This window comes from Streptomyces sp. UG1 (genome assembly GCF_049974585.1).
In the GTDB taxonomy this organism is placed as follows: Bacteria; Actinomycetota; Actinomycetes; order Streptomycetales; family Streptomycetaceae; genus Streptomyces.
The window spans coordinates 346,630-370,220 of the sequence record NZ_JBNGGG010000001.1 but is presented as its reverse complement, the minus strand read 5'-3'; the positions used below and the strand labels follow the sequence as shown (position 1 = coordinate 370,220).

24 protein-coding genes and 1 pseudogene are annotated in these 23,591 nt (G+C 69.1%); 10 read left to right on the top strand and 15 right to left on the bottom strand.

Annotation, left to right across the window (positions count from 1 at the left end):
- Positions 1-8 precede the first annotated feature (8 nt).
- The 7 genes and pseudogenes from ACP4J3_RS01765 to ACP4J3_RS01735 form a co-directional block, all read right to left on the bottom strand.
- Positions 9-263 carry a hypothetical protein gene (locus ACP4J3_RS01765; RefSeq protein WP_426529550.1) on the bottom strand — a complete coding sequence of 85 codons (255 nt, stop codon included), beginning with the start codon at positions 261-263 and terminating at the stop codon, positions 9-11.
- A gap of 387 nt (positions 264-650) precedes the next feature.
- Positions 651-974: a hypothetical protein gene (locus ACP4J3_RS01760; protein WP_426529548.1), complete on the bottom strand. Its 324-nt coding sequence runs from the start codon at positions 972-974 to the stop codon at positions 651-653.
- A 455-nt stretch (positions 975-1,429) separates the two neighbouring features.
- Positions 1,430-1,558 (bottom strand): annotated as a pseudogene (locus ACP4J3_RS01755) (Txe/YoeB family addiction module toxin); the annotation flags it as partial.
- Between the two features lie 102 nt (positions 1,559-1,660).
- The gene (locus tag ACP4J3_RS01750) at positions 1,661-2,611 is read right to left on the bottom strand and encodes a ThiF family adenylyltransferase (RefSeq protein ID WP_426529546.1); all 951 of its coding nucleotides are present in this window, start codon (positions 2,609-2,611) and stop codon (positions 1,661-1,663) included.
- Positions 2,612-2,652: 41 nt separating this feature from the next.
- Positions 2,653-3,897, bottom strand: coding sequence for a hypothetical protein (locus tag ACP4J3_RS01745; RefSeq protein ID WP_426529544.1), 1,245 nt, complete (start codon positions 3,895-3,897; stop codon positions 2,653-2,655).
- Positions 3,894-5,936, bottom strand: coding sequence for a B12-binding domain-containing radical SAM protein (locus ACP4J3_RS01740; protein WP_426529542.1), 2,043 nt, complete (start codon positions 5,934-5,936; stop codon positions 3,894-3,896). The genes ACP4J3_RS01745 and ACP4J3_RS01740 overlap by 4 nt, the downstream gene beginning before the upstream one ends.
- Before the next feature lie 9 nt (positions 5,937-5,945).
- Positions 5,946-6,107, bottom strand: a complete 162-nt coding sequence (locus ACP4J3_RS01735; protein WP_426529540.1) for a hypothetical protein — start codon at positions 6,105-6,107, stop codon at positions 5,946-5,948.
- Between the two features lie 568 nt (positions 6,108-6,675).
- On the opposite strand from ACP4J3_RS01735, the gene ACP4J3_RS01730 reads away from it, so the two are divergent.
- From ACP4J3_RS01730 to ACP4J3_RS01710, 5 genes are all read left to right on the top strand, one after another.
- Positions 6,676-7,854 carry a cytochrome P450 gene (locus ACP4J3_RS01730; RefSeq protein ID WP_426529538.1) on the top strand — a complete coding sequence of 393 codons (1,179 nt, stop codon included), beginning with the start codon at positions 6,676-6,678 and terminating at the stop codon, positions 7,852-7,854.
- 86 nt (positions 7,855-7,940) lie between these two features.
- Positions 7,941-9,209: an MFS transporter gene (locus ACP4J3_RS01725; RefSeq protein WP_426529536.1), complete on the top strand. Its 1,269-nt coding sequence runs from the start codon at positions 7,941-7,943 to the stop codon at positions 9,207-9,209.
- A gap of 52 nt (positions 9,210-9,261) precedes the next feature.
- Positions 9,262-11,178: a RiPP maturation radical SAM C-methyltransferase gene (locus ACP4J3_RS01720; protein WP_426529778.1), complete on the top strand. Its 1,917-nt coding sequence runs from the start codon at positions 9,262-9,264 to the stop codon at positions 11,176-11,178.
- A 65-nt stretch (positions 11,179-11,243) separates the two neighbouring features.
- Positions 11,244-11,747, top strand: coding sequence for a DUF5825 family protein (locus ACP4J3_RS01715; RefSeq protein ID WP_426529535.1), 504 nt, complete (start codon positions 11,244-11,246; stop codon positions 11,745-11,747).
- Positions 11,740-12,906, top strand: coding sequence for a cytochrome P450 (locus ACP4J3_RS01710; RefSeq protein ID WP_426529533.1), 1,167 nt, complete (start codon positions 11,740-11,742; stop codon positions 12,904-12,906). Before ACP4J3_RS01715 ends, ACP4J3_RS01710 begins: the two co-directional genes overlap by 8 nt.
- Positions 12,907-13,020: 114 nt before the next feature.
- Here the strand turns inward: ACP4J3_RS01710 and ACP4J3_RS01705 are convergent, their stop codons facing one another.
- The 3 genes from ACP4J3_RS01705 to ychF form a co-directional block, all read right to left on the bottom strand.
- A complete protein-coding gene (locus ACP4J3_RS01705) occupies positions 13,021-13,389 on the bottom strand; it encodes an Abi family protein (protein WP_426529531.1) in 369 nt (122 codons plus the stop codon).
- A gap of 44 nt (positions 13,390-13,433) precedes the next feature.
- A complete protein-coding gene (locus ACP4J3_RS01700) occupies positions 13,434-13,727 on the bottom strand; it encodes an Abi family protein (RefSeq protein WP_426529529.1) in 294 nt (97 codons plus the stop codon).
- A gap of 127 nt (positions 13,728-13,854) precedes the next feature.
- A complete protein-coding gene (gene ychF / locus ACP4J3_RS01695) occupies positions 13,855-14,964 on the bottom strand; it encodes a redox-regulated ATPase YchF (RefSeq protein ID WP_426529527.1) in 1,110 nt (369 codons plus the stop codon).
- Between the two features lie 603 nt (positions 14,965-15,567).
- On the opposite strand from ychF, the gene ACP4J3_RS01690 reads away from it, so the two are divergent.
- A complete protein-coding gene (locus ACP4J3_RS01690) occupies positions 15,568-16,236 on the top strand; it encodes a DUF6542 domain-containing protein (protein WP_426529525.1) in 669 nt (222 codons plus the stop codon).
- 43 nt (positions 16,237-16,279) lie between these two features.
- Here ACP4J3_RS01690 and ppgK read toward each other — a convergent pair whose 3' ends face one another.
- Complete coding sequence (gene ppgK, locus ACP4J3_RS01685) at positions 16,280-17,029, bottom strand: polyphosphate--glucose phosphotransferase (RefSeq protein WP_426529523.1); 750 nt, start codon at positions 17,027-17,029, stop codon at positions 16,280-16,282.
- A 38-nt stretch (positions 17,030-17,067) separates the two neighbouring features.
- Positions 17,068-18,075 (bottom strand): 4-hydroxy-3-methylbut-2-enyl diphosphate reductase, encoded by a 1,008-nt coding sequence (locus ACP4J3_RS01680; RefSeq protein WP_426529521.1) that lies wholly within the window; start codon positions 18,073-18,075, stop codon positions 17,068-17,070.
- Between the two features lie 86 nt (positions 18,076-18,161).
- On the opposite strand from ACP4J3_RS01680, the gene xseA reads away from it, so the two are divergent.
- The 3 genes from xseA to ACP4J3_RS01665 all read left to right on the top strand — a co-directional run bounded on the left by xseA (position 18,162) and on the right by ACP4J3_RS01665 (position 20,418).
- Positions 18,162-19,406 (top strand): exodeoxyribonuclease VII large subunit, encoded by a 1,245-nt coding sequence (gene xseA / locus ACP4J3_RS01675; protein WP_426529519.1) that lies wholly within the window; start codon positions 18,162-18,164, stop codon positions 19,404-19,406.
- Between the two features lie 9 nt (positions 19,407-19,415).
- Entirely contained in the window at positions 19,416-19,664 is a 249-nt protein-coding gene (locus ACP4J3_RS01670) for an exodeoxyribonuclease VII small subunit (RefSeq protein WP_426529517.1), read from the top strand.
- A gap of 163 nt (positions 19,665-19,827) precedes the next feature.
- Positions 19,828-20,418, top strand: coding sequence for a malonic semialdehyde reductase (locus ACP4J3_RS01665; protein WP_426529515.1), 591 nt, complete (start codon positions 19,828-19,830; stop codon positions 20,416-20,418).
- Between the two features lie 98 nt (positions 20,419-20,516).
- Here the strand turns inward: ACP4J3_RS01665 and ACP4J3_RS01660 are convergent, their stop codons facing one another.
- On the bottom strand, positions 20,517-21,038 hold the full coding sequence (locus tag ACP4J3_RS01660) for a DUF4245 domain-containing protein (RefSeq protein WP_426529513.1): 522 nt from the start codon (positions 21,036-21,038) through the stop codon (positions 20,517-20,519).
- Positions 21,039-21,165: 127 nt separating this feature from the next.
- On the opposite strand from ACP4J3_RS01660, the gene glpX reads away from it, so the two are divergent.
- Positions 21,166-22,203: a class II fructose-bisphosphatase gene (gene glpX / locus ACP4J3_RS01655; RefSeq protein ID WP_426529511.1), complete on the top strand. Its 1,038-nt coding sequence runs from the start codon at positions 21,166-21,168 to the stop codon at positions 22,201-22,203.
- A 56-nt stretch (positions 22,204-22,259) separates the two neighbouring features.
- On the opposite strand, the gene ACP4J3_RS01650 is transcribed toward glpX, so the two are convergent.
- On the bottom strand, positions 22,260-22,637 hold the full coding sequence (locus ACP4J3_RS01650) for a WhiB family transcriptional regulator (protein WP_426529509.1): 378 nt from the start codon (positions 22,635-22,637) through the stop codon (positions 22,260-22,262).
- Positions 22,638-22,812: 175 nt separating this feature from the next.
- A complete protein-coding gene (locus ACP4J3_RS01645; protein WP_426529507.1) occupies positions 22,813-23,505 on the bottom strand; it encodes a DUF1707 SHOCT-like domain-containing protein in 693 nt (230 codons plus the stop codon).
- Positions 23,506-23,591 lie beyond the last annotated feature (86 nt).

Sequence of the window (23,591 nt, the reverse complement as noted above, 5' to 3'; positions counted from 1 at the left end):
GGCGCGGCTCACTCCCATACGTCGTCGAGCTGCCGCCAGACGGCTTGCTCCGCGTCGGACAGCGCCGACAGAGGGACATCGACCACATGCTCCGGATGCCCCAGGCCGGGAGCGCATCCGGCGTCGAGGGCGGATGCCCCGCCCACCGGTCCGAAGCCGTAGCACTCGGGGGTCGTGAAGGCGCCGAAGGCCTGACCCAGTGCGGCCAGTCCCGTCGCCAGATCCCGTCCCACCAGCCGCAGCCACGTCCGCCAAGGCCACACGACGGCTTCCTTTCGCCTCACCCGGGGAGCCCGGCCAGTCCGGGTCCGACGAGGCTAGGTGGTCCTCCTCGAGCGACGTTGGAGAAGCAACAGATGGTCAGCAGCCCAACCCTCTTCAGCGGATGACGAGCACACGGTCAGGGACTGTCCAGCGGATCTCGAGGCTGCCCGGGAACACTGCTGACGGGATCGCTGCCAACAGCCTGGCAGCCCCCGTCGGCGGACGGAGCGGCCTGTTTTCCCCCGTGGCACTCCGCTCCGTCCGCCCCGGACTGCCCGCGACGGGGGGCCGGTTGTGACTGCCTGCGACGGGGGCTTGGGGCGTCGTCGAGGGGGGGACGACGGCGAGGTCGAAGACATTGCCGGGGTTGATCTTCCACTGCCGGATCAGGCGACCGGGATGTGGTGCTCCCCGGCCGGCGGCGTTCCGCTTCGAGGCCGGAGGCCACCAGCAGGTGGAGGCGGCCATCGATGTTCGGGACTCGGCCCTCCGGCGCCCGGCTGTCCGTCAACCTCGATGGTACGCAGGCTGCTTCCGGTGGCCCACTGCGAGTCCAGCTCGAACTCGGCCTCCCGGACGCGCTCGTAGCGGCCGGTGGTGGTCGACGAGGGGCTCGGGGAACTCTTGGGGGCGGGACTCGCGGAGGGAGACGGGGCGAACAGCGGGTCGTCGCCGAACCGGTCCACGACCACCACGTCGTGGACGGTCACGCCAGCCGGATGGTCCACGCCTGCCGCCGCCCGGGCCTCCCTCAGGATCCGCCCGGCCCAGACCGCACCCATCCGCCCGCGCCCAGCCGCTCGGTCAGCCGCTCGGTCAGCCGGTAACGGCCACCGACCAGCCGCTGCCCGGTCGTCGCCGAGGTCTCCGGATTCTCAGGGCCCCAAGTGCCGACACGGCCCGGCACTTCAGGTGCCGGGGGCGGCTTCCTCTCGATCAGTCGCTCCGCGCGGCGGAGCCTCCTTGAGGCCGTAGTGAGCGGCGAACCAGCATCGTCTTACGGCCAAGCGACATCGGCCTACCGCTTCAACTGGGCGACCGTCCGAGCGGTGCCAACGAGCGTGATCGCTGCATCAGCCGACATCGCCTTCGAACGCTTCGTACGGCCCCCGACAATGCCCCCGGCACAGAAGAGGCCGCGTGGCACGAAGAGTCCAGCCGTCCAGTAGAGATAGCGAGCTGCGAGGATCACGATCTCCTTGTCGGTGACCAGATAGACAAGACGGTGCTCGTCGTCGATCCGCCTCGACCACACCCCGGGCAAGTGGTGCTTGAGCGGCTCGGGCTTGCCGATCCGGCGAGTCAGGGTCGATCAGCTCTCGCTCAGACACGTTGATAGCCAAGCCTTCAACCAGCGCACGCCAGAAATCGAGGCCAGAGCTCACCTTCCGCACTCTCAGGTCAAGGCCGTCCCTAGCAGCTCGACGCGATGCGAAGTCGTTCGGGCGCTCACACCGAGTATGCCGAAGATGAGATCACGGCCCATCGTCGCGCCCACCAGCGTATTGACCGGGCCGAACGAGGCCGCCATCGGCGTGACCGCGGTTCCGGCCGCGGCCTTCGCCTCCTGGAGCGACGCGAGGAAGGCCGGGACGTCGGCGGGCCGGATCAGCGGGCCGCTCGATCCCACCCGGAGCCCGCAGCCGCCCGTGATCATCGACACTCCGCGCTCCAGACACGCCTGAGCGCACAGTTCCGGCAGCGACGCAGGACGGTCGGCCGCCACGACGAGAAACCCGCCATCGCGCAGGTGCGGCACCAGCGCCTCGCTGGTCGTGATGGTCTCCATGGCGGTGGTCAGCTCCGCTTCGGGGAGGCGCTCACGCACCCACTCGCCGGCCGCGTCGACCTTTGGCCGTCCGACGTCACAACGCCGGTAGAGGTACTGGCGGTTCAGGTTCTCCAGCGCGACCCGGTCGCCGTCCACGAGCGTGAGTCCCCCCACGCCCGCGCCCACCAGCTCGGCCAGCACCACCCCGCCGATGCCGCCGACGCCCAGGACGGTCACGTGTGCCGCGCGCAGCCGTTCCTGTGCCGCGCCGGCGTCCAGACCCAGGGCCGCGAAGTACTCGACCTGGTTCCGCCAGGCGGACGACTGCCACGAGCGGTCGAACGGTGCGACGACGAGGCGGAGCCGAAGGAGCGTGCGCACGATGGCGTCCGTGTTCCTTCCGCTCGGCACCGGGAGGCCGAGCGGGTCGTCGGAGACCGCTTCGAGCCATGCGAACATCGCTTCGGGGCAGCGCCGGACCAGCAGTACCTCGTCGGAGAAGACGCGCAGCTCGTCGCCGTCGCGGGACCAGGTCGCCGCAGGCGAGAGCACGTAGCGGTCGCTTCCGTCAGCCATCCCTGGCCTTCCTTCGTAGCGAGATCACCGTTTGCCGGGGGTCAGGGAGAATCGGCGCTCCAGCTGAACCGGGGGAAACGCACGGCGTCCATCGACGGCCAGGGCCGGCCCGCCAGTGACTCGTGCTGCAGCCAGTGGCCCCGCAGCCGCAGCAGCGGCAGGACCGGGCACTGCTCGCGCACCGCTCGCCGCAGCTCGTCGGCCGCGTCCTCGTCGTCCGGGTCCTCGGACAGCCGACGCAGCAGCGGCGCGAGGACCGGGTCGCGGCGTGCCGGGTCGAGCAGGTCCAGGGCGCCGATCGGATCCTCGAAGAGCGGGCCCCGCAGGGCGAGGAGCAGGTCGAAGGACTGGGCCGAGCCCGAGACGAAGTCGGCGGGTGCCAGCTCGACCTCGACACCGAGGTTCTCGGTCAGCTGGGCCGCGACCTCTTCGGCCACGTCCAGGTTGGGGTAGTAGTCCCAGTACCCCAGGCGCAGCCGCTCACCGGCGCCGGCGGTGCTGGGCGGTGCTTCGACGTGGTGGTCGGGCGCCGCCGACTCCACGCCGTTCCAGCACCGGGCGACCAGGCGGTCGTAGCGGAGCGCGCCGAGGAGCCGGCGGCGGAACTCCGCGTCGCCCACCGCCGACCGGCTGTCGGGGACGACCTCCAGGCACATCTCGATCGCGGTCGGTGCCGTGTGGAACGCGCGGCTGTCCGCGAAGTCCGGGACGCGGTCGAGCGGAAACGCCGTCGCACACGTCACGTCGACCTCGCCCCGCCGGAACCGCTCCGGGGCACCCTGCGGATCCCGGCGCACGAGCACCCGCACGGGGGGCGTGCCGGCCCTGACGGGTTCGAGCCAGTACTCGTCGTCGGTGGTGCGCACGGCACGCTCGTACGCGCCGGAGGACAACTGTCCGCACGCCGAGATCGGTGCGAGGTCGACGCTCTGGAGCAGGCTGGGGAGGTGCGGCACCGGGCGGCGGAGCTCGATGACGAGCGTGTCCTTCGAGGTGCGGACCGCGCGGATGTCGAGCAGGAACCGCTGGAGCGACGGCACCGTGAGCGCGGTCCGGATCGCCCGGGCGTGATCGCTCGCGCGCACCGGGCTTCCGTCGGAGAAGGACGCGCCCTGCTGGACGCGGTAGTGCTGGCTGAGCCCGTCGTCCGTGACCCAGAGGAGGTCGAGCCGGCTGTGCTGGCTCGCCGAGGCGAACCAGCGGCTCAGGTAGTCGCCTCCCGTGGGTCCGTGCCATCGGATCGGGTCGTCGTCCACCTCGACGACGACGGGGCGCATGGCGCTCACGTGGTCACGAGGGGGCTGTCGGCCGCCGGCGGAGTCCGCTCGGGGGCGTCCGGCGAGGCGTCGATCCGGGCACACAGTCCCGCCACCGCCGTCGCGACCTCGCGCAGCCGGCCGGGGGCGGCCTGGGCGAGGAGGGCTTCGCGTTCCTCGGGCCCGCGCGGCATGAGGGCCTGGAACATCTTGGCCTGCGCCGGCGTCAGGCGGAGAGTCGACACCTCCGCCTCACTCGCGCGGTACACGACCACGACGGTCGGACGGTCCAGCTCCGGTTCCCAGGTGATCTCCCGCGGGTCGGAGACCATCGCGACGACGTCGACGTCGAGGTCCGCGGTCAGGAAATGCGGCTTCTCCCCCAGGGTGGCGGGCCGCCGGTACACGTTGACGAGTTCTTCCTCGACCTCGTCGCCGCGGAACTCCGCGAGCATCGAGTCGTACGTGAACAGCGCCCTGGCGGTTCGCGCGTGCGCGCCGTCCAGCTTCGCCAGAATTTCGTCGAGCGCTTCCTCGACCGGCATGGCGGACCGCTCCAGCAGTGCGTCGATGACTTCCACGTACGTGAGCCCCGCACCCTGCTTCAGGAAGCGCAGCAGGTGGTAGTAGCGGCGCGTGAAGTACCGCGAAAGGCGCAGCACGTCCTGGTAGTACTCGTATTCCCGGTTTCCGCTGCGGATGAAGCTGAAGCCGGTGAAGATCTCCGCCTCTTCCTTGATGAGCGCGCGGACGTCCGGCGGGAGGAAGGTCCCCATGACGTCGAGTTCGCCCTTGAGCGGTTCGAGTTCGGCCCGGTACTCATCGGTGATCTCGGCACCGGGAAGCGGCTGGAGCACGCTGAGGTCGCTGTTGACGGCCCCGTAGGCGATCGCGTCGAACACGACCTCCAGGGACTTCTCGAGGTCTTTGGCGGCTTCCTCCGGGTACCCGACGATCGTGTTCGTCTCGAACTGGATGCCGACTTCCTGGGCGGACCGGAAGAACTCGTAGGTCCGCTTCGTCGAGGGCATCTTCAGCATGGACTTGAGGATCTTCTCCGATCCCGCGTCCGTGCCGCAGAAGATGTTGAAGCACCCCGCATCGGCCATACGCCGCAGAAGGGACGGGTTGACGTTGTCCGGCCGGACCGCGCAGCCCCACTCGAAGATGTCGTTGTGCTCGGCGAAATAGGACACGAACTCGTCGAGATACGTGCGCTTGTTGGCGAAATTGTCGTGCAGGAAGTTGAACTGGGTGACCCCGTAGGTGCGGTGCAGGAACCGCAACTCGTCGAGGATGACCGCGGGGTCCTTGATCCGGAAGTCGCGGTCCCAGAACGTCGACGTCATGCAGAACTTGCACGAATAGGTGCACCCGGAGCCGATGTGCACATCGAAGATGTGCGGGGTCGAGAGCCGGATGTAGTCGCCCATCGGCACGGCGTCGTACGCGGGCATCGGCACGAGGTTCAGGTTCGTGGTCGGCTGCGGCCCGCTGGACACGACCTGGCCGTTCTTGCACGACCAGAAGCCGCGCACCTCCGCGGGGTCGGCCCCGTCGGCGAGGGCGTCCGCGAGAGCGGTGATCGCGAGCTCTCCCTCGCCGCGGCACACGAAGTCGACGCAGTCGGCGAAGCGCGGGAGGGCGTCGGGGAAGACTCCGAACGTCCCGGGTCCACCGAGCACCACCGTGACATCGGGCCGGAGCAGCTTGACCCGGCCCCCGATGAGAAGGCACGACGGGAGGGTGTCCGCGAGGCAGGTGAGGCCGAGCACGTCGGGATCGGCGGCGAGCAGACGCTCGCAGGTCTCGTCGAGCCAGTCGGCGTCACCGGGCTCGAAGGCACCGATCCGGTGCTCGTACTCCAGATCGACGACGACGGTGGGGTGGCCATGCGCCATCAGGGGCGAGGCAATGCAGAGAAGTCCGAGAGGGACGAAGAACGGGGAATTGACGTCGGAATTGATCAGGGGCCGGCCCAGCGTCACGCGAACATTCCGCGTGGACGACCGGACCGACACCTGGCCCTCCCCAGCGAACGAGAGGGCCAGTCGTTTCGGAGTCGCCATCAGATGCGATCAGCAGCGCCGCGCGACGATGGCGCCCAAGGTGGCCGATGACAGGGAGATGAGCTCCACGTCATCGACGAGGTCAAACCCTTCGCCATCAGTGAAAAGCACCATGTCCGGCTCCTCCTCGGTCATCGCGATCACCGGACGCTCCTGCAGTTCCTGCATCATCGTTGTCCTTTCTTCACCTCGACTGGCACCAACGGCCCCATCCCATACGGATCTTGAGGTCCTGTCAATGGTGAGTGCACATATGGTCCGGCGCGGCATCCGATCCCGGTTCCCGCCGGCGAACGGAGGGACCGCCGCCGGCCGATCGATTCCGCTCCTCCCCCGGCCGTCGGCGCGGAAGGCCACGAATTCCCTGGCCACGGCCCTTGTCACGCCGGAGCGTGGAGGAGCACCTCGCCGTCCTGCCTCTTGTAGGGCTTGATCAATTCTGGGTAGGGTGCTTCGGGTCCGGAACAGTGCCAAACGGAGAGGTCATCGTTCGACGGTGCCCGCCTTCAGCGGGCAAGGGCCGAGTATGGCCGGTTTTCCACCCCGTGGCGCAAAAAGATCGAGCACCGGAATCCGCAGGCCACGGAAGCCGATTCGGCGATAACACCATTCAGCGGGCATCGGCCCTCATTGTTCATGTGTCTTTCGTTATGGGACATTCGGAAACGGAGCCAGGATTGTGACGTCTTCGCAGGCCAACGTTCCCGATCTGGAATCCACGGCAATCCCGTACTTTCCGATGCCCCGGGCGTCCGGTTGTCCGCTGGATCCGGCACCCGAGCTCGCCGAGCTGCAGGAGCGGGCGCCGCTGGTCCGGGTCCGGCTGTGGGACGGCAGCACTCCGTGGCTGGTGACGCGGCACGCGGAGCAGTGCGCGCTGCTGTCGGACCGCCGGGTCAGCGCGGACTGGATGCAGCCGGGCTACCCGTTCCACACCCAGTTCCTGCGCGACCACCACGGCGAAGGCCAGTTCCTGACCGCCATGGAGGGCCCCGAGCACCTCCGGCTGCGCCGGATGATCGCCCGGCCGTTCACCCCCCGTATGGTCGAGAAGCTGCGGCCCACGATCCAGCAGGTCGTCGACGACCGCATCGACGCCCTGCTGGCCGGCCCGAAGCCGGCGGACTTCGTGTCGGAGTTCGCCCTGCCGATCCCGTCCAGGGTCATCTGCCACGTGCTCGGCGTCCCCTACCAGCACCACGACTTCTTCCATCACGCCATCAGGGCGGTGACCGAGAGCGACGTCCCGGCCGACGTCGCGAGCAAGTCCGAGCGCGAGCTGTACCACTACCTGGCCAAGCTGATCGGCCACAAGCTCGCCCACCCCGATGACGGCCTGCTGTCCCAGCTCGCCACCGAACGGCTGGCCACCGGCCAGCTGAACCGGCACGAACTGGTGATGCTGGTCCTGTTCCTGCTGATCTCGGGGCACGAGACCACGGCCAGCATGATCGCGCTGGGCACGCTGGCCCTGCTGCTCCATCCCGACCAGATCGCCGTGCTGCGGGACGCCGACGAAGCCGGGGTCGCCGGGGCCGTCGACGAGCTGCTGCGATACCTGACCACCGTCCAGCCCGGCCGCCGCCGCGTGGCCGTGGAGGACATCGAGATCGCCGGACAGCTGATACGCGCCGGCGAGGGCCTGATCCTCCCGGAGGAGATCGGCAACCGCGACGAGAGCGTGTTCCCCGACGCGGAGACGCTGGACCTGCGCCGCGACGCCGGCCAGCACCTCGCCTTCGGGTTCGGTGTGCACAAGTGCACCGGCCAGCCGCTGGCCCGCCTGGAGCTCCAGCTCGTGTTCACCGCCCTGTTCCGGCGCATCCCGACCCTGGCCCTGGCCGTCGACCTCGACGACCTCCCGTTCATGGACGACGGGCTCGGATACGGCCTCAAGGGAATGCCGGTGAGCTGGTAAGTGAACGAGGCCGAGCAGGAGCCGAGTCCACCCGTGATGGTGGAGAACGTCCTTGACCACCGGAGTCACCAGGGGGAACCCGCAGCATGACCGGCACCACGGAGGCCCTTGACAGGTCGGCGGCGGTCGACGCGGCACGAAGCGTCACGCGCCCGTTCTACCTCTACGCCGTGCTCTCCAACTCGATGTTCCAGCGCGGCGTGTTCGTCATCTTCCTCTACCAGCAAGGCTTCTCCGCCGGGCAGGTGGCCCTCCTCCAGACCCTGCTCTTCCTGGTCAGCGGACTCGCGGAGCTGCCCACGGGAATCATCGCCGACCGGATCGGCAGGCGCGCCAGCATCGTGATCGGCCAGGTGCTGGTGGCCGGATGCCTGCTCGGTCAGGTGGCGACCTCCGACTATTGGCTGTTCCTGGCGCTGTTCATCGGCCAGGGCGTGGGCATGGCCTGCGTGTCCGGTTCGGACACCGCCCTGCTGTACGACCTGCTCGTGCGCCGGGGCGCGACGAGCGGCTACGTCAGGATCAGGTCCCGGTTCACCATGCTCGGGACGGTCACCTCGGGGGTCGCCATCATCCTCGGCGGCCAGCTGCAGCGGTTCTCCTGGGGAATCGTCTACGCCGCTTCGGCGTCGTGCCTCGTCGTGGCCGTGCTGGTGCTGCTGGCCCGGGTGCCCGAGATCCGCGGCACGGACGCGGTGGACAAGCAGGACGGAGCCGGGAAGGAGCACGGTGACACCACGGCATGGCGGGCGATGCTCCGGGTCGCCACGCCGGCGCTCGTGACGCTCGTCGTGGTGTCCGGACTGATGCACGCGACGCTGACGCCGTACATCATCTTCACCCAGAAGACGCTCTCCGATCAGGGCGCGAGCACCGCGCTGGTCAGTGTGGTCGTCTCGGCGGGATTCTTCATCGGCGGTCTCACTCCCCTGCTGTCGGACCGCGCCGACCGGCGCGTCGGGTACCGGATCATCGCCCCGCTGTCCCTCCTGGCGCTCGCCGCGGCCCTCGGCCTGACCGGCCTCGGCCTCGTCTGGGTCACCATCGCCGCGTTCCTGCTCCTGGTCGGAATTCCCGAGATCACCGCCGTGCTCGTGGACAACGTGTTCAACGAGGCGGTCCCGTCGCGCCACCGGGCGAGCCTGCTGTCGATGATCGCGTTCGTGGAGTCGGCGCTCATCGGCATCGGCTATCTCGTCCTCGGCGCGCTCATGGGCGGACTGGGCTCCAGCGTGGGCATGGCCGTCTACGCCGCGGTCCCCCTGCTGGCGTGTCTCCTGTGGCTCCCGGTGCTCATCCGGGGAACGCGGGTGACCACCGGGAGCGAGCAGGCCGCCGACCCGAAGGAATCCTGAACCAGCCCGTCTCGACAACGCCCCTGATCGATGAGGAGCCGAAGTGGAACTGATGCAGATCGGGCACAAACAACCGGTGCCGGATCTCACCCCGCCGGTCGTGCACGAGGACGCCCTTTCGGTTGCGCTGGTCTGCATGCCCTGGGCCGTGGTCGACATGCCCTCCCTGGCGCTGAGCACGATCGCCCCGTTGTTCGAGCGGCGCGGAGAGGTCGAGAAGCTCGACGTCGTCTACGGCAACATCCGGTGGCTCGACTACTTGGTCCGGGAGGCGGGCCTCGAACGCGGGCACTACGAGTTGATCGTCGACGCCGAAGTGTTCGGGGTCGGCGAATGGGTCTTCTCCAGCTATTTCCGCCCCGGTGTCGACCCGCGCCACACGAGCTTCTACGACCTCGTGCGCGACAGCGAGCACGTCGACGCCTACTGCGCGATGTTCCGCGCGGCGCCCGCCTTCATCGACGAGCTGGCCCGGGACCTCGTGGCATCGGACGCCGACGTCCTGGGGCTGACGACGACCTTCGACCAGAACATCGCCTCGTTCGCGCTCGCGCACCGCGTCAAGGAGCTGCGGCCGGACGTCGTGACGATCCTCGGCGGGGCGAACTGCGACGGCGTCCAGGGCACAGCGGTCCACCGCGCCCGCCCAGAGTTCGACTACGTGATCCGGGGGGAGGCGGAGCACTCGATCGCACCGCTCATCGCCCACATCGCGGAATGCCGCAGCGGTGACGGGAAGAAGGACGACGGACTGCTGCGTGCCGTGCCCGGCCTGTGCTGGCGGTCCGACGTCGACGGAGCCACGGTCAGCAACCCCATCGGGCGGACGCCCGTCTCCATGAACGTGGTGCCGGAGCCCACCTACGATCACTACTTCCGCGATCTGGGGAAGTCTCCGGCCGCTCCGTTCATCGACGTCAAGATTCCCCTCGAGGCCAGCCGCGGTTGCTGGTGGGGCGCGAAGCATCACTGCACGTTCTGCGGCCTGAACGGGTCGGCCATGACCCATCGCGCGAAGCCCGCCGAGCGCGTGCAGGCGGAGGCCAGCCGGGCCATCCGCCGGCACAACGTGCTCGACCTGGTGTTCTCCGACAACATCCTGGCGCCCGAGCACGTCGTGCAGCTGACCACGGATCTGGCGCTGCCCGCCGAATGGGACGTCCGGCTGTTCGCCGAGGTGAAGTCGAACCTCAACTTCAGTCAGCTGGAGTCCCTGGCGCGCGCCGGTTTCACGCAGCTGCAGCCGGGTGTCGAGAGCCTCTGCACGCCCATCCTGCGCATCATGCGCAAGGGGGTGACCGGGTGGCAGAACGTGCGGTTCCTGCGGGACTGCGCCACCTGCAGGATCTACCCGTCGTGGAACATCCTCGTGGGCTTCCCCGGGGAGCAGGACAGCGACTACGAGGCGTTGATCGACTCGCTCCCGGCCCTCCATCACCTGACGCCGCCCGCCGGGGCGTTCCCGATCAAACTGGAACGCTTCAGCCCCTACTTCGACGATCCCGCCCTCGGTCTCCAGGCTCTCGGCCCCTCGCTCAACCTGGTGAGCGCTTACGAGGGGGTGGCGGACGGCCTCGACGACCTCGTCTACGTGTTCGAGTCCGAGCCCGCCGGCCTCTCCCCCGAGACGGGCGAGCTGTTGCGCGAAGCGGTCGCGAACTGGAAGGACACCGCACCGGTCTCCCGGCTGGTCGCCCTGCCGGCGCCGGACGACTCGCTCGTCGTCATCGACGACCGGCCCACCTGGCCCCCCCGTGAGCTGGTGCTCCGGCCGGGTCTCGAAGCCGAGGCGTACCGGGCGCTGGCCAAGGGCAAGACGCTTCCCGCGCTCGCTTCCGCGATGCGCTCGCTCGGTATCGCCGTGCGGGACGGTCAGCTCGAAGAGCTCGTCGAGAACTGGACGGAGCTCGGCATCGTCTTCCATGAGGACTCCACCTATCTGGCGCTCGCGACGGGATTGCGTTGGTGACGAAGCAGACAGCAGAGCGGCGGTCGAACCGCCGGAGGCTCTTCGCGCCGGTGGGTCTCCACTCGGTGCGAAGCAGGGAGGACCTCGTCGCCCTGACCCGGTCGGGATACGCCGGGATCCGGCTGACCGGCCACTTCGCCATGCCGGAGATGGGCGACGCCGAACTCGTCTCCTTGATCGCGCTGCTCCGTGACGCCCGCGGGGTCGGTCTGCGGGTTTCGTGGAGCGGCGACCGCGGCGCCCTTGAGGTCGAGGGCCTCCGCCACCTCGACCCGCCGCGGCGGCCGGACGGCTCCTTCGCGTGGTCGGCGCAGCAGGGAGGATCCCTGGTCGTCCGGCGCGGTCCGACGTTCCTGGCCGTCGAGGACACGCGCCACGGGAAGCGCCGCCGCATCGACGTCGACCGCTCGGAACCGGCGGCGGCCGTCCTCGACGAAAGCCGCTGGGGGCGCACGCTCACCCCCGCCGAGGCGGCCAGTCTGGACGCTCTCGAACTGCACGACCTCGTCTTTCGTGCCGGCGACCACGGTGTGGGCATCGCCGTGAGACAAGGAGTCTGGTGTGTCTGAAGGCCACATCCTCTTCCGCAGGACGCTCGACGAACGGACCGTGTCGCGAGGGCCGGGGGATCCGGCCCCCGCTGTCGTCCCCATGCGCATGGGGACGGCCGGGCTGGGACTGCTCGTCAACGATCACCGCGAAGCCACCCGCATCCTGTCCGACGTCGAGACCTACGGCAGCGCGGGCGAACTCATGGCGAGCGTTTTCGACGAGCCGGACGAGTCGCATCCGGATGCGATGTCCGAGATGGTCTTCGCGGTCAACCAAACCGATGGGGAAGAGCACCGTCGCGTACGGCGCGCACTTCGGAGGGTCATCGATGCTCGCGTGCGCGATGTCTCGGAACAACTGATTCAGGATGTCCAGCACTCGGTCGAGAGCGCTCTCACCCTGGGAAGGCTCGACGCGGTAGCGTCGATCGGCGTGCCCATCGCTGACAGTGTCATGTCGCGTTTGCTTGGACTTGACGAAAACCTCGTCTCGACCCTGAGGACCGCGGTTTACCAGGGGTACCCGGTGCGCGAACTTGATGCCACGCTCGTCGACTGGGTGCGCGACAGGCGTGCTCACCCCGCCGATGACCTCGTGTCGGACCTGATGGCGGAACTCCCTTCTCTCGACGACCGACAGGTTGCGGCGAACACTCGACTGCTCGCACTGTCGGGTGTCGAGGTGTTGGCGGCACTGATCACGAATGGAATCCTCTGCCTGGCGCAAGATCCGAGGACTCAGAGTCTCGTACGCGATGACGAGTCGCTGCTGTCTGGCCTCGTCCATGAGGTGCAGCGGTACGCGAGCCCGATTGCGCGGGGGATCTACCGGATGACGAAGGAGCCATCCGTGATAGGCGGGTACGCGGTTCCCGCAGGAGCTTTGCTCGTCATCGGGGTGGACGTTTGCAACAGGGACACGTCAGTGCTTCCTGATGCTCACAGGTTCGACCCCACTCGCGGTCGGGATTTCGAATACCTGACGTTTGGCCGCGGGCGGCATTCATGCCTGGGTATTCCCGTCACACGTCTCATTGCGGCGCAAGCTTTGCGCGTGTTCCTCTCGGGAACAACGAGTTTCGGCCTGACCGTGGAGCCGTCAGAGCTGCGTTTCCACGATACTTTGGTCATGAACGGTCTCGTCGAACTCCCGATTTGGGTTGAGTGCGCGAACTAACCTCGATCTTTCGTGACGGTCGGCCGGTTTCTTGGGCGGGCCGTTTCGGTTGTTTGGCCGCCGGGTTCCACGGATCCGGCGGGGTCGTGCTGCTCGCAGAAAGGAAAGTCCTGGTCAGCCAGGGTTCGGGAGGGCTTCGAGCCGTGCCAGGGCGTCGATGATTACGTCGGTCCAGGGCCAGTGGCGTGCGTTTCCGGGGAGCGGTGGCCTGGAGCTGCGGTCTCCGAAGGGATGGTCGGTTTCGGTCAGGACACGGTCGAGGGGATGGCTTCCAGCAGCGTGGTTGTAGAGGACCGAGTGGTGCCACAGCCGACTGTGGTGGGCGCACCGGTTGCGCAGGTAGACCAACGACCTCACACGGTAAGCGAAGCCGGCCCTCGCGACCCCGACGCTGGTCGCCACGGCGTCGGCCAGCGTGCCGCCGGCTCCGCGCTCGATGGCCTTGGACAGCGTTCCGAACGACCACGCTTCAACGGCGACCACACGGGCAGCTTGCTGTAGTCGGCACGGTCACCTTCGGTGCCTCTCTACCTCAGGATGTGGCGATCCTTGTACGGACCATGCCCATCGGCGATCACCCGGGCGACATGCGTGCGCAGCAGGAGCTCGACGCGCGCGAGAGGTTGGCTGAGCGCGGTGCGTAGCGCCTCGTCCGCTTCGTAGACGCGGCGGATCTCAGCGAACGTCGTGCCGGGCGCAAACGTATCGTCGCCCATGTGGGGAGCTCGCTGGAAGTAGCGAGCGTATCCGGAGAACCGGTAGTAGTTGTTCGAGCCGAGGAACGCCGCGCAGACCTCCTTCGTCGTCGATGACGAGGCCACGGCGGGCCAGGAGCGCGACCTGCTCCCCCACGGACAGGCTCGGCTTCACTCGCACCCCGGAGAGAAAGAGGCCCCTCCCATTTGAGCATCGTAGAGAGGCTTGGGAGGGGCTCGATTGCCACTGTTGCTACTTCTTGCCACTCCCAGAGGTTCCTCCGTGCCGGAACTCCACGACGTCCCCGTCCTGCATCACATAGTCCTTGCCCTCCATCCGCGCCTTCCCCTTGGCGCGGGCCTCCGCCACCGAGCCCGTCTCGACCAGGTCGGCGAAGGAGATGACCTCGGCCTTGATGAAGCCCTTCTGGAAGTCGGTGTGGATGACGCCGGCGGCCTCGGGGGCCGTGGCGCCCTTCTTGATGGTCCAGGCCCGGGATTCCTTGGGGCCGGCCGTGAGGTAGGTCTGCAGGCCCAGGGTGTTGAAGCCGACGTGGGCGAGGGTGGCGAGGCCGGGCTCTTCCTGGCCGACGGACTGGAGGAGTTCGAGGGCCTCGTCCTCGTCCAGCTCGGCGAGGTCCGCCTCGAGCTTGGCGTTCAGGAAGATCGCCTCGGCGGGGGCGACCAGGGCGCGCTGCTCGTCCTTGAAGGTGTCGTCCGTCAGCTCGTCCTCGTCGACGTTGAAGACGTAGAGGAAGGGCTTGGTGGTGAGCAGGTGCAGGTCGTGGAGGAGCTCATTGCGCTCCGTGCCCTGGACGATGCCGTGCGCGAAGAGCGTGTCGCCCTTCTCCAGGATCTCCTTGGCCTCCTCGACGGCCTTCACCTTCGGCGCGATGTCCTTCTTGATCCGCGACTCCTTCTGCAGGCGCGGCAGGACCTTCTCGATGGTCTGGAGGTCGGCGAGGATCAGCTCGGTGTTGATCGTCTCGATGTCGTCCTTGGGCGAGACCTTGCCGTCGACGTGCACGACGTTCTCGTCCTTGAAGGCGCGGATGACCTGGCAGATCGCGTCGGACTCACGGATGTTCGCCAGGAACTTGTTGCCCAGGCCCTCGCCCTCGGACGCGCCCCGCACGATGCCGGCGATGTCCACGAAGTCGACGGTCGCCGGGAGGATGCGCTGGGAACCGAAGATCTCGGCCAACTTGGTCAGCCGCGGGTCCGGGACGCCGACCACGCCGACGTTCGGCTCGATCGTGGCGAACGGGTAGTTGGCCGCCAGCACGTCGTTCTTGGTCAGGGCGTTGAACAGGGTCGACTTGCCGACATTCGGCAGACCGACGATTCCGATCGTGAGCGACACGTTGCGACTTCCCGTACGTGAGAGGACTTCAGGGGCTGGGCTCGGGCCCGGTCCTTCTTCGATCTTCGGTGCAGATGATGCAGACGCACGGGCCGATCCCCCAGTCTACGGCGTACCGGGCCCGGCCCCGGCGGCCCTGTCGAACACCTGGCCAAGGTCCGCCCCCAGGCGTGTCTGCGGGCCGATTCGCCACATAAACCGACCTAGGTTGGACCAGTGGAGCAAGACAGGGCGCGACCTGCCGGGTACGAGTCGCCGCGCGGTACGCCGCCGCCGTTGCCGCCGCAGGCGGTGCGGGGTGGGAGTGGTGCGGGGCGGAGCGAGGCCGGTTACGCGCGGGGCGAGCGCGGATTCGCGCCGGACGGGGATGACGGGGCTGGTGTGGAGCGGGGCGAGGGGCGTGCGGGGCGCGGCGAGGGTGGTGGGTTCGTGCGGAGTGGGGGCCTTGGGAGCGGTGGGAACGGTGGGAGCCGCGGGGGCCTTGGGAGCTATGAGGGCCGTGGAAACCGTGGGGGCCGTGGGAGTGGTGCGAGGCGGGACGTCTGGGCCGGTCGCTCGTCCCGTGCGCCGGGAGCCGGTACGGGATCCGGCCGGGCGTCCCGTGTGCCAGAAGCCGGTGCGGGATCCGGGCGGTCCTCCCGTGCGCCAGAAGCCGGTGCCGGGTCCGGGAGGTCATCCCGTGTCCCAGAAGCCGGTGCAGGACCCGGACGGCCATCCGGTGTCCCAGAAGCCGGTGCCGGACCCGGACGGCCATCCCGTGCCCCCGCCCAGCCCACCCGCTCCACCCGTCCCGTCTCCCAACGTCGGCCCAGTGCGGAACAGGCTGCCGCGGCCGTACGGCTCCCCGGGTCGCCGCCCCACGCGCCGCAGGCCCTTCGCCGGTTTCCCGACCCCCGGCTTACGGGACTGGGCTCCGGGCTGTTCTGCGGGGCCGTGATGCTGCTGCTCGGCTACCTCGACTCGCTGCTGTTCGGGTCGCTCACGCTGTACGGCGTGCTGTTCCTGCCGGTGTGTGCGCTGACCGCCGTATGGGTGCGCGAGGGCGATCTGCTGACCGCGCCGGTGGTCGTGCCGATCGCGTTCGCCGTGGGGCTGGTGCCGTTGGCCGACGGCGGCGGGGGGATCGGCGGGCGCCTGATGGGGCTCGTGACCGCCCTTGCCACTGAGGCCGGGTGGCTGTACGGGGGGACGCTGATCGCCGGTCTCGTCGTGATCGTACGGAGAGTGCGGCTGGTGGCCCGGCGGGTGGCGGCCCGCCGTCGGCCGTCGTGAGCGGCGGCCAGGGGGCACCACACGGGGCCTTCAAGGCACCCCCCTAGCCGTCCGACTCCGCCGCGTGCATCGCCGCGCCCACGATGCCGGCGTTGTTCTGGAGCTGGGCCGGGACGATCTCCGCCTTGATGCCCTCGATGTGGTGCAGGAACTTGTGGGACTTCCGGCTCACCCCGCCGCCGACGATGAACAGCTCCGGCGAGAACAGCATCTCGACATGGGCCAGGTACTTCTGGACGCGGTGCGCCCAGTGCTCCCAGCTCAGGTCCTCGTCCTCCTTGGCCTTGCTGGAGGCGCGCTTCTCGGCGTCATGGCCGTGCAGCTCCAGGTGGCCCAGCTCGGTGTTGGGGACCAGGGCGCCGTCGATGAAGACGGCGCTGCCGATGCCGGTGCCGAAGGTGAGGAGGATCACGGTGCCCTTGCGGTCGCGGCCGGCGCCGAAGTGCATCTCGGCGACGCCGGCCGCGTCCGCGTCGTTGACCACGGTCACCGGGTGGCCGCCGAGGCGCTCGCTGAACAGTGCGCGGGCGTCGGTGTCGATCCAGCTCTTGTCGACGTTCGCCGCCGTACGGATCGTGGCGCCGCCGGTGACCACGCCCGGGAAGGTCAGCCCGACCGGGCCCGTCCAGCCGTAGTGCTCGACGACCTGCCGCACGCCGTCGGCCACCCCGTCGGGTGTGGCCGGCTGCGGAGTGAGCACCTTGAAGCGCTCCTGCGCGAGGTCGCCCCTGTCCAGGTCCACCGGGGCACCCTTGATCCCGGATCCACCGATGTCCAAGCCGAAGATCTGCATGGCCCTACGTTACGACGCAGGACTGACGGTCACTCCCCTCAGTCGCCGGAGCCCGCAGCCCCGGTCCGCTCGGCGATGAGGGCCGCCGCCTCCTCGCGCAGGTCACGGCGGAGTTCCTTCGGCAGCGAGAAGGTGATCGACTCCTCGGCCGCCCGCACCAGCTCCACATCGCCGTACCCGTGCTGGGCCAGCCACTCCAGGACCTCCTCGACCAGCACCTCCGGCACGGAGGCACCGGAGGTGACGCCCACCGTGGTGACGCCCTCCAGCCAGGCCTCGTCGATCTCGCTCGCGAAGTCCACGAGGTAGGCCTCGCGGGAGCCGGCCAGCTTGGCGACCTCGACCAGCCGCTTGGAGTTGGAGGAGTTGCGCGAGCCGACCACGATGACCAGCTCGGCCTCGGCGCCCATCTGCTTCACCGCGAGCTGGCGGTTCTGTGTGGCGTAGCAGATGTCGTCGCTGGGCGGGGAGATGAGCTGCGGGAACTTCTCCTTCAGGGCGTCGACGGTCTCCATGGTCTCGTCGACGGAGAGGGTGGTCTGGGAGAGCCAGACCACCTTGGACTCGTCGCGGACCTCGACCTTGGCGACGTCGGACGGGCCGTCGACGAGCTGGATGTGCTCCGGTGCCTCGCCGGAGGTGCCGATGACCTCTTCGTGGCCCTCGTGCCCGATCAGGAGGATGTCGTAGTCCTCCTTGGCGAAGCGGACGGCTTCCTTGTGGACCTTGGTGACCAGCGGACAGGTCGCGTCGATGGTGGCGAGCCTGCCGCGCTCGGCCTCTTCGTGGACGACGGGGGCCACGCCGTGCGCCGAGAACATGACGATGTTGCCCGGCGGTACCTCGTCCGTCCGCTCGACGAAGACGGCGCCCTTCTTCTCCAGGGTCTGCACGACGTACTTGTTGTGGACGATCTCGTGGCGGACATACACCGGAGCGCCGTACTGCTCCAGGGCTTTCTCGACGGCGATCACGGCGCGGTCCACACCCGCGCAGTAGCCACGGGGGGCGGCGAGCAGGACACGGCGGCCAGACGAAGCAGTCATGCATCCCATCGTAAGGGTGCGTTGGGCGGGCCGAAGATCACGTGATCGGCGGATGGGATGTCGGTGGGGGCCGTTACGCTCGGCGCATGGCTGTGAACACGACCCCGGAGTCCCCGCTGCCCGTCGGTGAGGTGTCGCGGCTCATCGGGGGGTGGATCGATCGGCTCGGGGCGGTGTGGGTCGAGGGGCAGATCACTCAGTTGTCGCGTCGGCCGGGGGCCGGCGTGGTGTTCCTGACGCTGCGGGATCCCTCGTACGACATCTCGGTGAGCGTGACCTGCTACCGGCAGGTGTTCGACGTCGTCGCCGACGTGGTGAGCGAGGGCGCCCGGGTCGTCGTGCTCGCCAAGCCCGAGTGGTACGCCCCGCGCGGCCAGCTCTCCCTGCGCGCCACGGAGATAAAGCCCGTCGGCGTCGGCGAGCTGCTCGCGCGGCTGGAGATGCTGAAGAAGGCGCTCGCCTCCGAAGGGCTCTTCGCGCCGGAGCGGAAGAAGGCGCTCCCCTTTCTTCCCCAGCTCATCGGCCTCGTGTGCGGCCGGGCGTCCGCCGCCGAGCGGGACGTCCTGGAGAACGCCCGCCACCGCTGGCCCGCGGTCCGCTTCGAGGTGCGCAATGTCGCGGTGCAGGGTGTGCACGCCGTGCCGCAGGTCGTGCAGGCGGTGAAGGAGCTCGACGAGATCGACGACGTGGATGTGATCATCGTCGCCCGTGGCGGCGGGAGCGTCGAGGATCTGCTGCCCTTCTCCGACGAGCAGCTCGTGCGGGCCGTCGCCTCCTGCCGTACGCCCGTCGTGTCCGCCATCGGGCACGAGCCCGACAATCCGCTCCTGGACCACGTCGCCGATCTGCGCGCCTCCACTCCGACCGACGCCGCCAAGAAGGTCGTACCGGATGTCGGCGAGGAGTACGAGCGGGTGCGGATGCTGCGCGACCGGGCCCGGCGGTGTGTCGAGGGGTTCGTCGAGCGGGAGGAGCGCGGGCTCGCGCACGCCCTCACGCGGCCCTCGATACAGGATCCGCACCGGATGATCGACGAGCGGGCCGACCATGTGGCCGCGCTCCTCGACCGCGGCCGGCGCTGCCTCGGCCACCTCCTCGACCGCGCCGACTCCGAGCTGACGCACACGCACGCACGCGTGGTGGCCCTCTCCCCCGCGGCGACCCTGAAGCGCGGGTACGCGGTGCTGCAGAAGGCCGACGGGCATGTGGTGCGGGACCCGGACGAGGTCACCGCGGACGAGGCGCTGCGGGCGCGGGTCGCCGAGGGGGAGTTCCCCGTACGAGTCGATGGACCGAGCGACGCACGTGGCGATGCAGGAAGCGATACATAGGGTGGGCGCATGACCAGCAAGGTGGATGAGGCACTCGGGTACGAGCAGGCCCGGGACGAGCTGATCGAGGTCGTACGGCGACTGGAGGCGGGCGGTACGACGCTGGAGGAGTCCCTCGCGCTCTGGGAGCGGGGCGAGGAGCTGGCCAAGGTGTGCCGGCGCTGGCTGGAGGGGGCGCGGGCACGCCTGGACGCGGCGCTCGCCGAGGAGGCCGAGGCCGAGGCCGGGCGCCAGAAAGACGGCGCGGGCGAGTCGTAGGCAGAAGACAGAGGGCAGCGGGCAGCGTGGGTTGTGAAGCGGATCACCCGCACCCTGGCCATTGTTGAACTTTGAACTTGTGTCGCGTACCGTCGATGGCGAAACCGGTCCCCGGTCCGCTTACGCATCACGCCGCACAACGCACACCCGAGAAGGTTCACGCATGTCTCTCGTTCTTGACCCCGCCGCCCAGGACCTGCTGTTCCGCGAGGCCCGCACCGCGAACACCTTCACCGACGAGCCGGTGACCGAGGAGCAGGTCCAGGCGATCTACGACCTGGTCAAGTACGGCCCCACCGCCTTCAACCAGACCCCGCTGCGCATCACCCTGGTCCGCTCCGCCGAGGCCCGTGAGCGCCTGGTGCGGCACATGGCCGAGGGCAACCAGGCCAAGACCGCCACCGCCCCGCTGGTCGCGATCCTCTCCGCGGACAACGAGTTCCACGAGGAGCTGCCGTCCCTGTTCCCGGCGTTCCCGCAGGCCAAGGACGTCTTCTTCAGCGAGCGCGCGGCCCGTGAGAACGCCGCCGGGATGAACGCCGCCCTCCAGGCCGCGTACTTCATCGTCGGCATCCGCGCCGCCGGGCTGGCCGCCGGCCCGATGACCGGCTTCGACTTCGAGGGCGTCCGCAAGGAGTTCCTGGACGACGACCACACCCCGCTGATGGTCGTCAACATCGGCAAGCCGGGCGCCGACGCCTGGTACCCGCGCTCCCCGCGGCTGGACTTCGAGCAGGTCGTCACCACGGTCTGAACCCGCCACGGATGACAGTCCGAACCGGCCACGGATGACAAAGGGCCCCCGGCTTGCGCGCCGGGGGCCTTCGTCGTGCGGGCGTCACGCGGGGAGCGTCACTTCGCCTCGAGCGCCTTCGCCATCTGCGCGAGCTGCTCGAACGACCCCGTGCCCGCCACCACGGTCGTCGCGCCCTTCTCCTGGTGCACGAGCGCGTCGTAGCGGCCACCCGTGTAGCGCGTCCACGTCCGGTCGCCGATCTTCTCGGTGACCTCGGTCGCCTGTGCGCCCTGGGTGGCCTTCGCCAGGAACGTCGTCGGCTTCTCGGCCGACTGCTCGACCTGGACGTAGTCCCCGCCGGAGGTGTGGAAGCCGAGATGCCAGGCGTCGAAGTCGTCGCCCCGGAAGCGGACGGACGTCGCCTTCCAGGAGTCGGGCAGGCCCTCGGGCGCGACCACGGGGTAGGACGCCGCGCGGCGGGCCGTGAGCAGTTCGACGCGGTAGTCGACCCGCGGGAGGTCGGGGGCGCTGTCGTCATGGGGGACGAAGATGTAGATGACTCCCGCCGCGAGCAGGGTCACTCCGAGGGAGAGGACCATGTTGCGGACCGACTTCTGCTTACCGTTCGAACCTGCCACGCCCCCTATCGTCGCAGGTGCCCCGCCTGCTCATCCGTGGGGTCCCCTGCTCATTCTGCATGCCCGAGGATAGAGTCAGGGACGTCACCCTCATCCGGCCGTCGTCGTATCAGAAAGGTGCGCCTCGATGACCGAGAATCATCATCATCTGCCGTCCGAGCTGGAAGTCCCGAGCGAAGCTCCCGACCGCAACCTCGCCCTGGAGCTGGTCCGTGTGACTGAGGCGGCGGCGATGGCCGCCGGCCGCTGGGTCGGGCGCGGCGACAAGAACGGCGCCGACGGTGCCGCGGTGCGCGCCATGCGGACCCTCGTCCACACCGTGTCGATGAACGGCGTCGTCGTCATCGGTGAGGGCGAGAAGGACGAGGCGCCGATGCTCTTCAACGGGGAGCGCGTCGGCGACGGGACCGGGCCCGAGTGCGACATCGCCGTCGACCCGATCGACGGGACCACGCTGACCGCGAAGGGCATGCCGAACGCGATCGCCGTGCTCGCGGCCGCGGACCGGGGGTCGATGTTCGACCCGTCCGCCGTGTTCTACATGGACAAGCTGGTCACCGGCCCCGACGCTGCCGACTTCGTCGACATCAACGCGCCGGTGGCCGTGAACATCCGGCGGGTCGCCAAGGCGAAGCGGTCCACGCCGGAGGACGTGACCGTGGTCATCCTGGACCGGCCCCGGCACGAGGGCATCATCAAGGAGATCCGGGACGCGGGTGCGCGGATCAAGCTGATCTCCGACGGCGATGTCGCGGGGTCGATCTACGCGCTGCGCGAGGGCACCGGCGTCGACATGCTGCTCGGCATCGGCGGTACGCCGGAGGGGATCATCTCGGCCTGTGCGGTGAAGTGTCTCGGCGGGACCATCCAGGGCAAGCTGTGGCCGAAGGACGACGAGGAGCGGCAGCGGGCGATCGACGCCGGGCACGACCTCGACCGGGTGCTGATGACCGACGATCTGGTGGCCGGGGACAACGTGTTCTTCGTCGCGACCGGGATCACCGACGGTGAGCTGCTGCGCGGTGTGCGGTACCGGGCGGAGACGGCGACCACCGACTCGATCGTGATGCGGTCGAAGTCGGGGACCGTGCGCAGGATCGACTCCGAGCACCGGCTGAGCAAGTTGCGGGCGTACAGCGCGATCGACTTCGACAGGGCGAAGTAGCCAGAAGCAGCCAAGAGGGCGCCCCCGGTGCGGAGGGGGCGCCCTCTTTCTGCCTGTCAGCCTGCCTGTGCTATCCGGTTCGCCGTCCTCGCCGCCTTCTTCAGTTCCATCTCGCGGCGGCGGCGCCTGGCCAGGACCACGCGGCGTTCCGCTGCCGTGAGGCCGCCCCAGACCCCGTACGGTTCGGGCTGGAGGAGGGCGTGTTCGCGGCACTCGACCATGACGGGGCAGCGGGCGCAGACCCGCTTGGCCGCTTCCTCACGGGAGAGACGGGCCGCGGTGGGCTCCTTGGAGGGGGCGAAGAAGAGGCCGGCCTCGTCGCGGCGGCACACCGCCTCGGTATGCCACGGGGAGTCTTGATCCCTGTCTCGCGCTGGCACCCGCTGGGCCGGAACGGCAGCTACCTGCAGGGACGAATGCGGCGGTTGCAGCACGGTCTACTCCTGACGACGGCTTCGCGAGCGAGAGACGATGCAGCAAGGTCTACCCGCTGTGCGCGCGCCTATGCAGTCAGTTCCGAACCGCTGGATTTCGGGGGATCCTGCACGCCGATGTGCCGGTCTGTCGGCGGCCTGAAGGGGAGGAGAGGGCCGGTCCGATTCACAACCGTCAACGATCCAGATGCTTGCGCAAACTCTTGTCGACCTTGCGCTGAACGCGGTCGAGGATGTCCGCGACGAGCTTGCCCCGCTTCGGCCTGCCCTCGATGCTGCCGAGCACGGCCCAGCCGTCCACCTGGACGACCGGCGCCGCGGCGTCCTCCGCGTCGAGGTGGTCCACCTGGAAGTCCCCGAGCACTCCGCCGCCGGTGCCGCGCAGCGAGACGTTCTCCGGGACGCGGACCTCGACGCTGCCGCAGAACGAGATCGCCCGGATCATCACGTGCTGGTACTCGAAGAGCGCCTCGCTGAGGTCTATCTCCACGCTGCCGAAGATCGCATACGCGTGGATACGACGGCCCGCGCGCCAGCGGCCCTTGCGGACGGCACTGCTGAAGACCGCCACCACGTTGTCGTCGGGTTCGTCCGGGATCGCGTCCGGGGCCGGACGGCCGGGGGCGGGCGGATGGGAGGCGCGGCGCTGGTGGGCGGCGGGCAGGTCCCGTATGAACACGTCCAGTTCACCGACCGTCTTCGCCGCCAGTACGCCCTCGACGCGCTCGGCGTGCTCGTCGGCGGTGAGGCGGCCCTCAGCCAGGGCGTCGCGCAGGATGTCGGCGATCCGGTCGCGATCGGCGTCGGAGGCGCGGAGCTCGGTGGCGGCGGGTACGGGTGCCGGTGCGGTCTGCTTCTGAAGGTCCACGGCAGCAGCGTACCTAAACACGATAGATCGCGATAGCCCCGTAGTGAGGACTACCTCACAAGCTCTCTGTCAGAGGCACGGCCTAC

What these genes read in the sequence shown, in the direction of transcription:
- ACP4J3_RS01740 (WP_426529542.1), bottom strand. Translation starts at nt 5,936, where the DNA reads ATGGCGACTCCGAAACGACTGGCCCTCTCGTTCGCTGGGGAGGGCCAG.
- ACP4J3_RS01720 (WP_426529778.1), top strand. Translation starts at nt 9,262, where the DNA reads ATGCAGATCGGGCACAAACAACCGGTGCCGGATCTCACCCCGCCGGTC.
- glpX (WP_426529511.1), top strand. Translation starts at nt 21,166, where the DNA reads ATGACCGAGAATCATCATCATCTGCCGTCCGAGCTGGAAGTCCCGAGC.
- xseA (WP_426529519.1), top strand. Translation starts at nt 18,162, where the DNA reads ATGGCTGTGAACACGACCCCGGAGTCCCCGCTGCCCGTCGGTGAGGTG.
- ppgK (WP_426529523.1), bottom strand. Translation starts at nt 17,029, where the DNA reads ATGCAGATCTTCGGCTTGGACATCGGTGGATCCGGGATCAAGGGTGCC.
- ACP4J3_RS01665 (WP_426529515.1), top strand. Translation starts at nt 19,828, where the DNA reads ATGTCTCTCGTTCTTGACCCCGCCGCCCAGGACCTGCTGTTCCGCGAG.
- ACP4J3_RS01750 (WP_426529546.1), bottom strand. Translation starts at nt 2,611, where the DNA reads ATGGCTGACGGAAGCGACCGCTACGTGCTCTCGCCTGCGGCGACCTGG.
- ACP4J3_RS01670 (WP_426529517.1), top strand. Translation starts at nt 19,416, where the DNA reads ATGACCAGCAAGGTGGATGAGGCACTCGGGTACGAGCAGGCCCGGGAC.
- ACP4J3_RS01725 (WP_426529536.1), top strand. Translation starts at nt 7,941, where the DNA reads ATGACCGGCACCACGGAGGCCCTTGACAGGTCGGCGGCGGTCGACGCG.
- ACP4J3_RS01730 (WP_426529538.1), top strand. Translation starts at nt 6,676, where the DNA reads ATGCCCCGGGCGTCCGGTTGTCCGCTGGATCCGGCACCCGAGCTCGCC.
- ACP4J3_RS01680 (WP_426529521.1), bottom strand. Translation starts at nt 18,075, where the DNA reads ATGACTGCTTCGTCTGGCCGCCGTGTCCTGCTCGCCGCCCCCCGTGGC.
- ACP4J3_RS01735 (WP_426529540.1), bottom strand. Translation starts at nt 6,107, where the DNA reads ATGATGCAGGAACTGCAGGAGCGTCCGGTGATCGCGATGACCGAGGAG.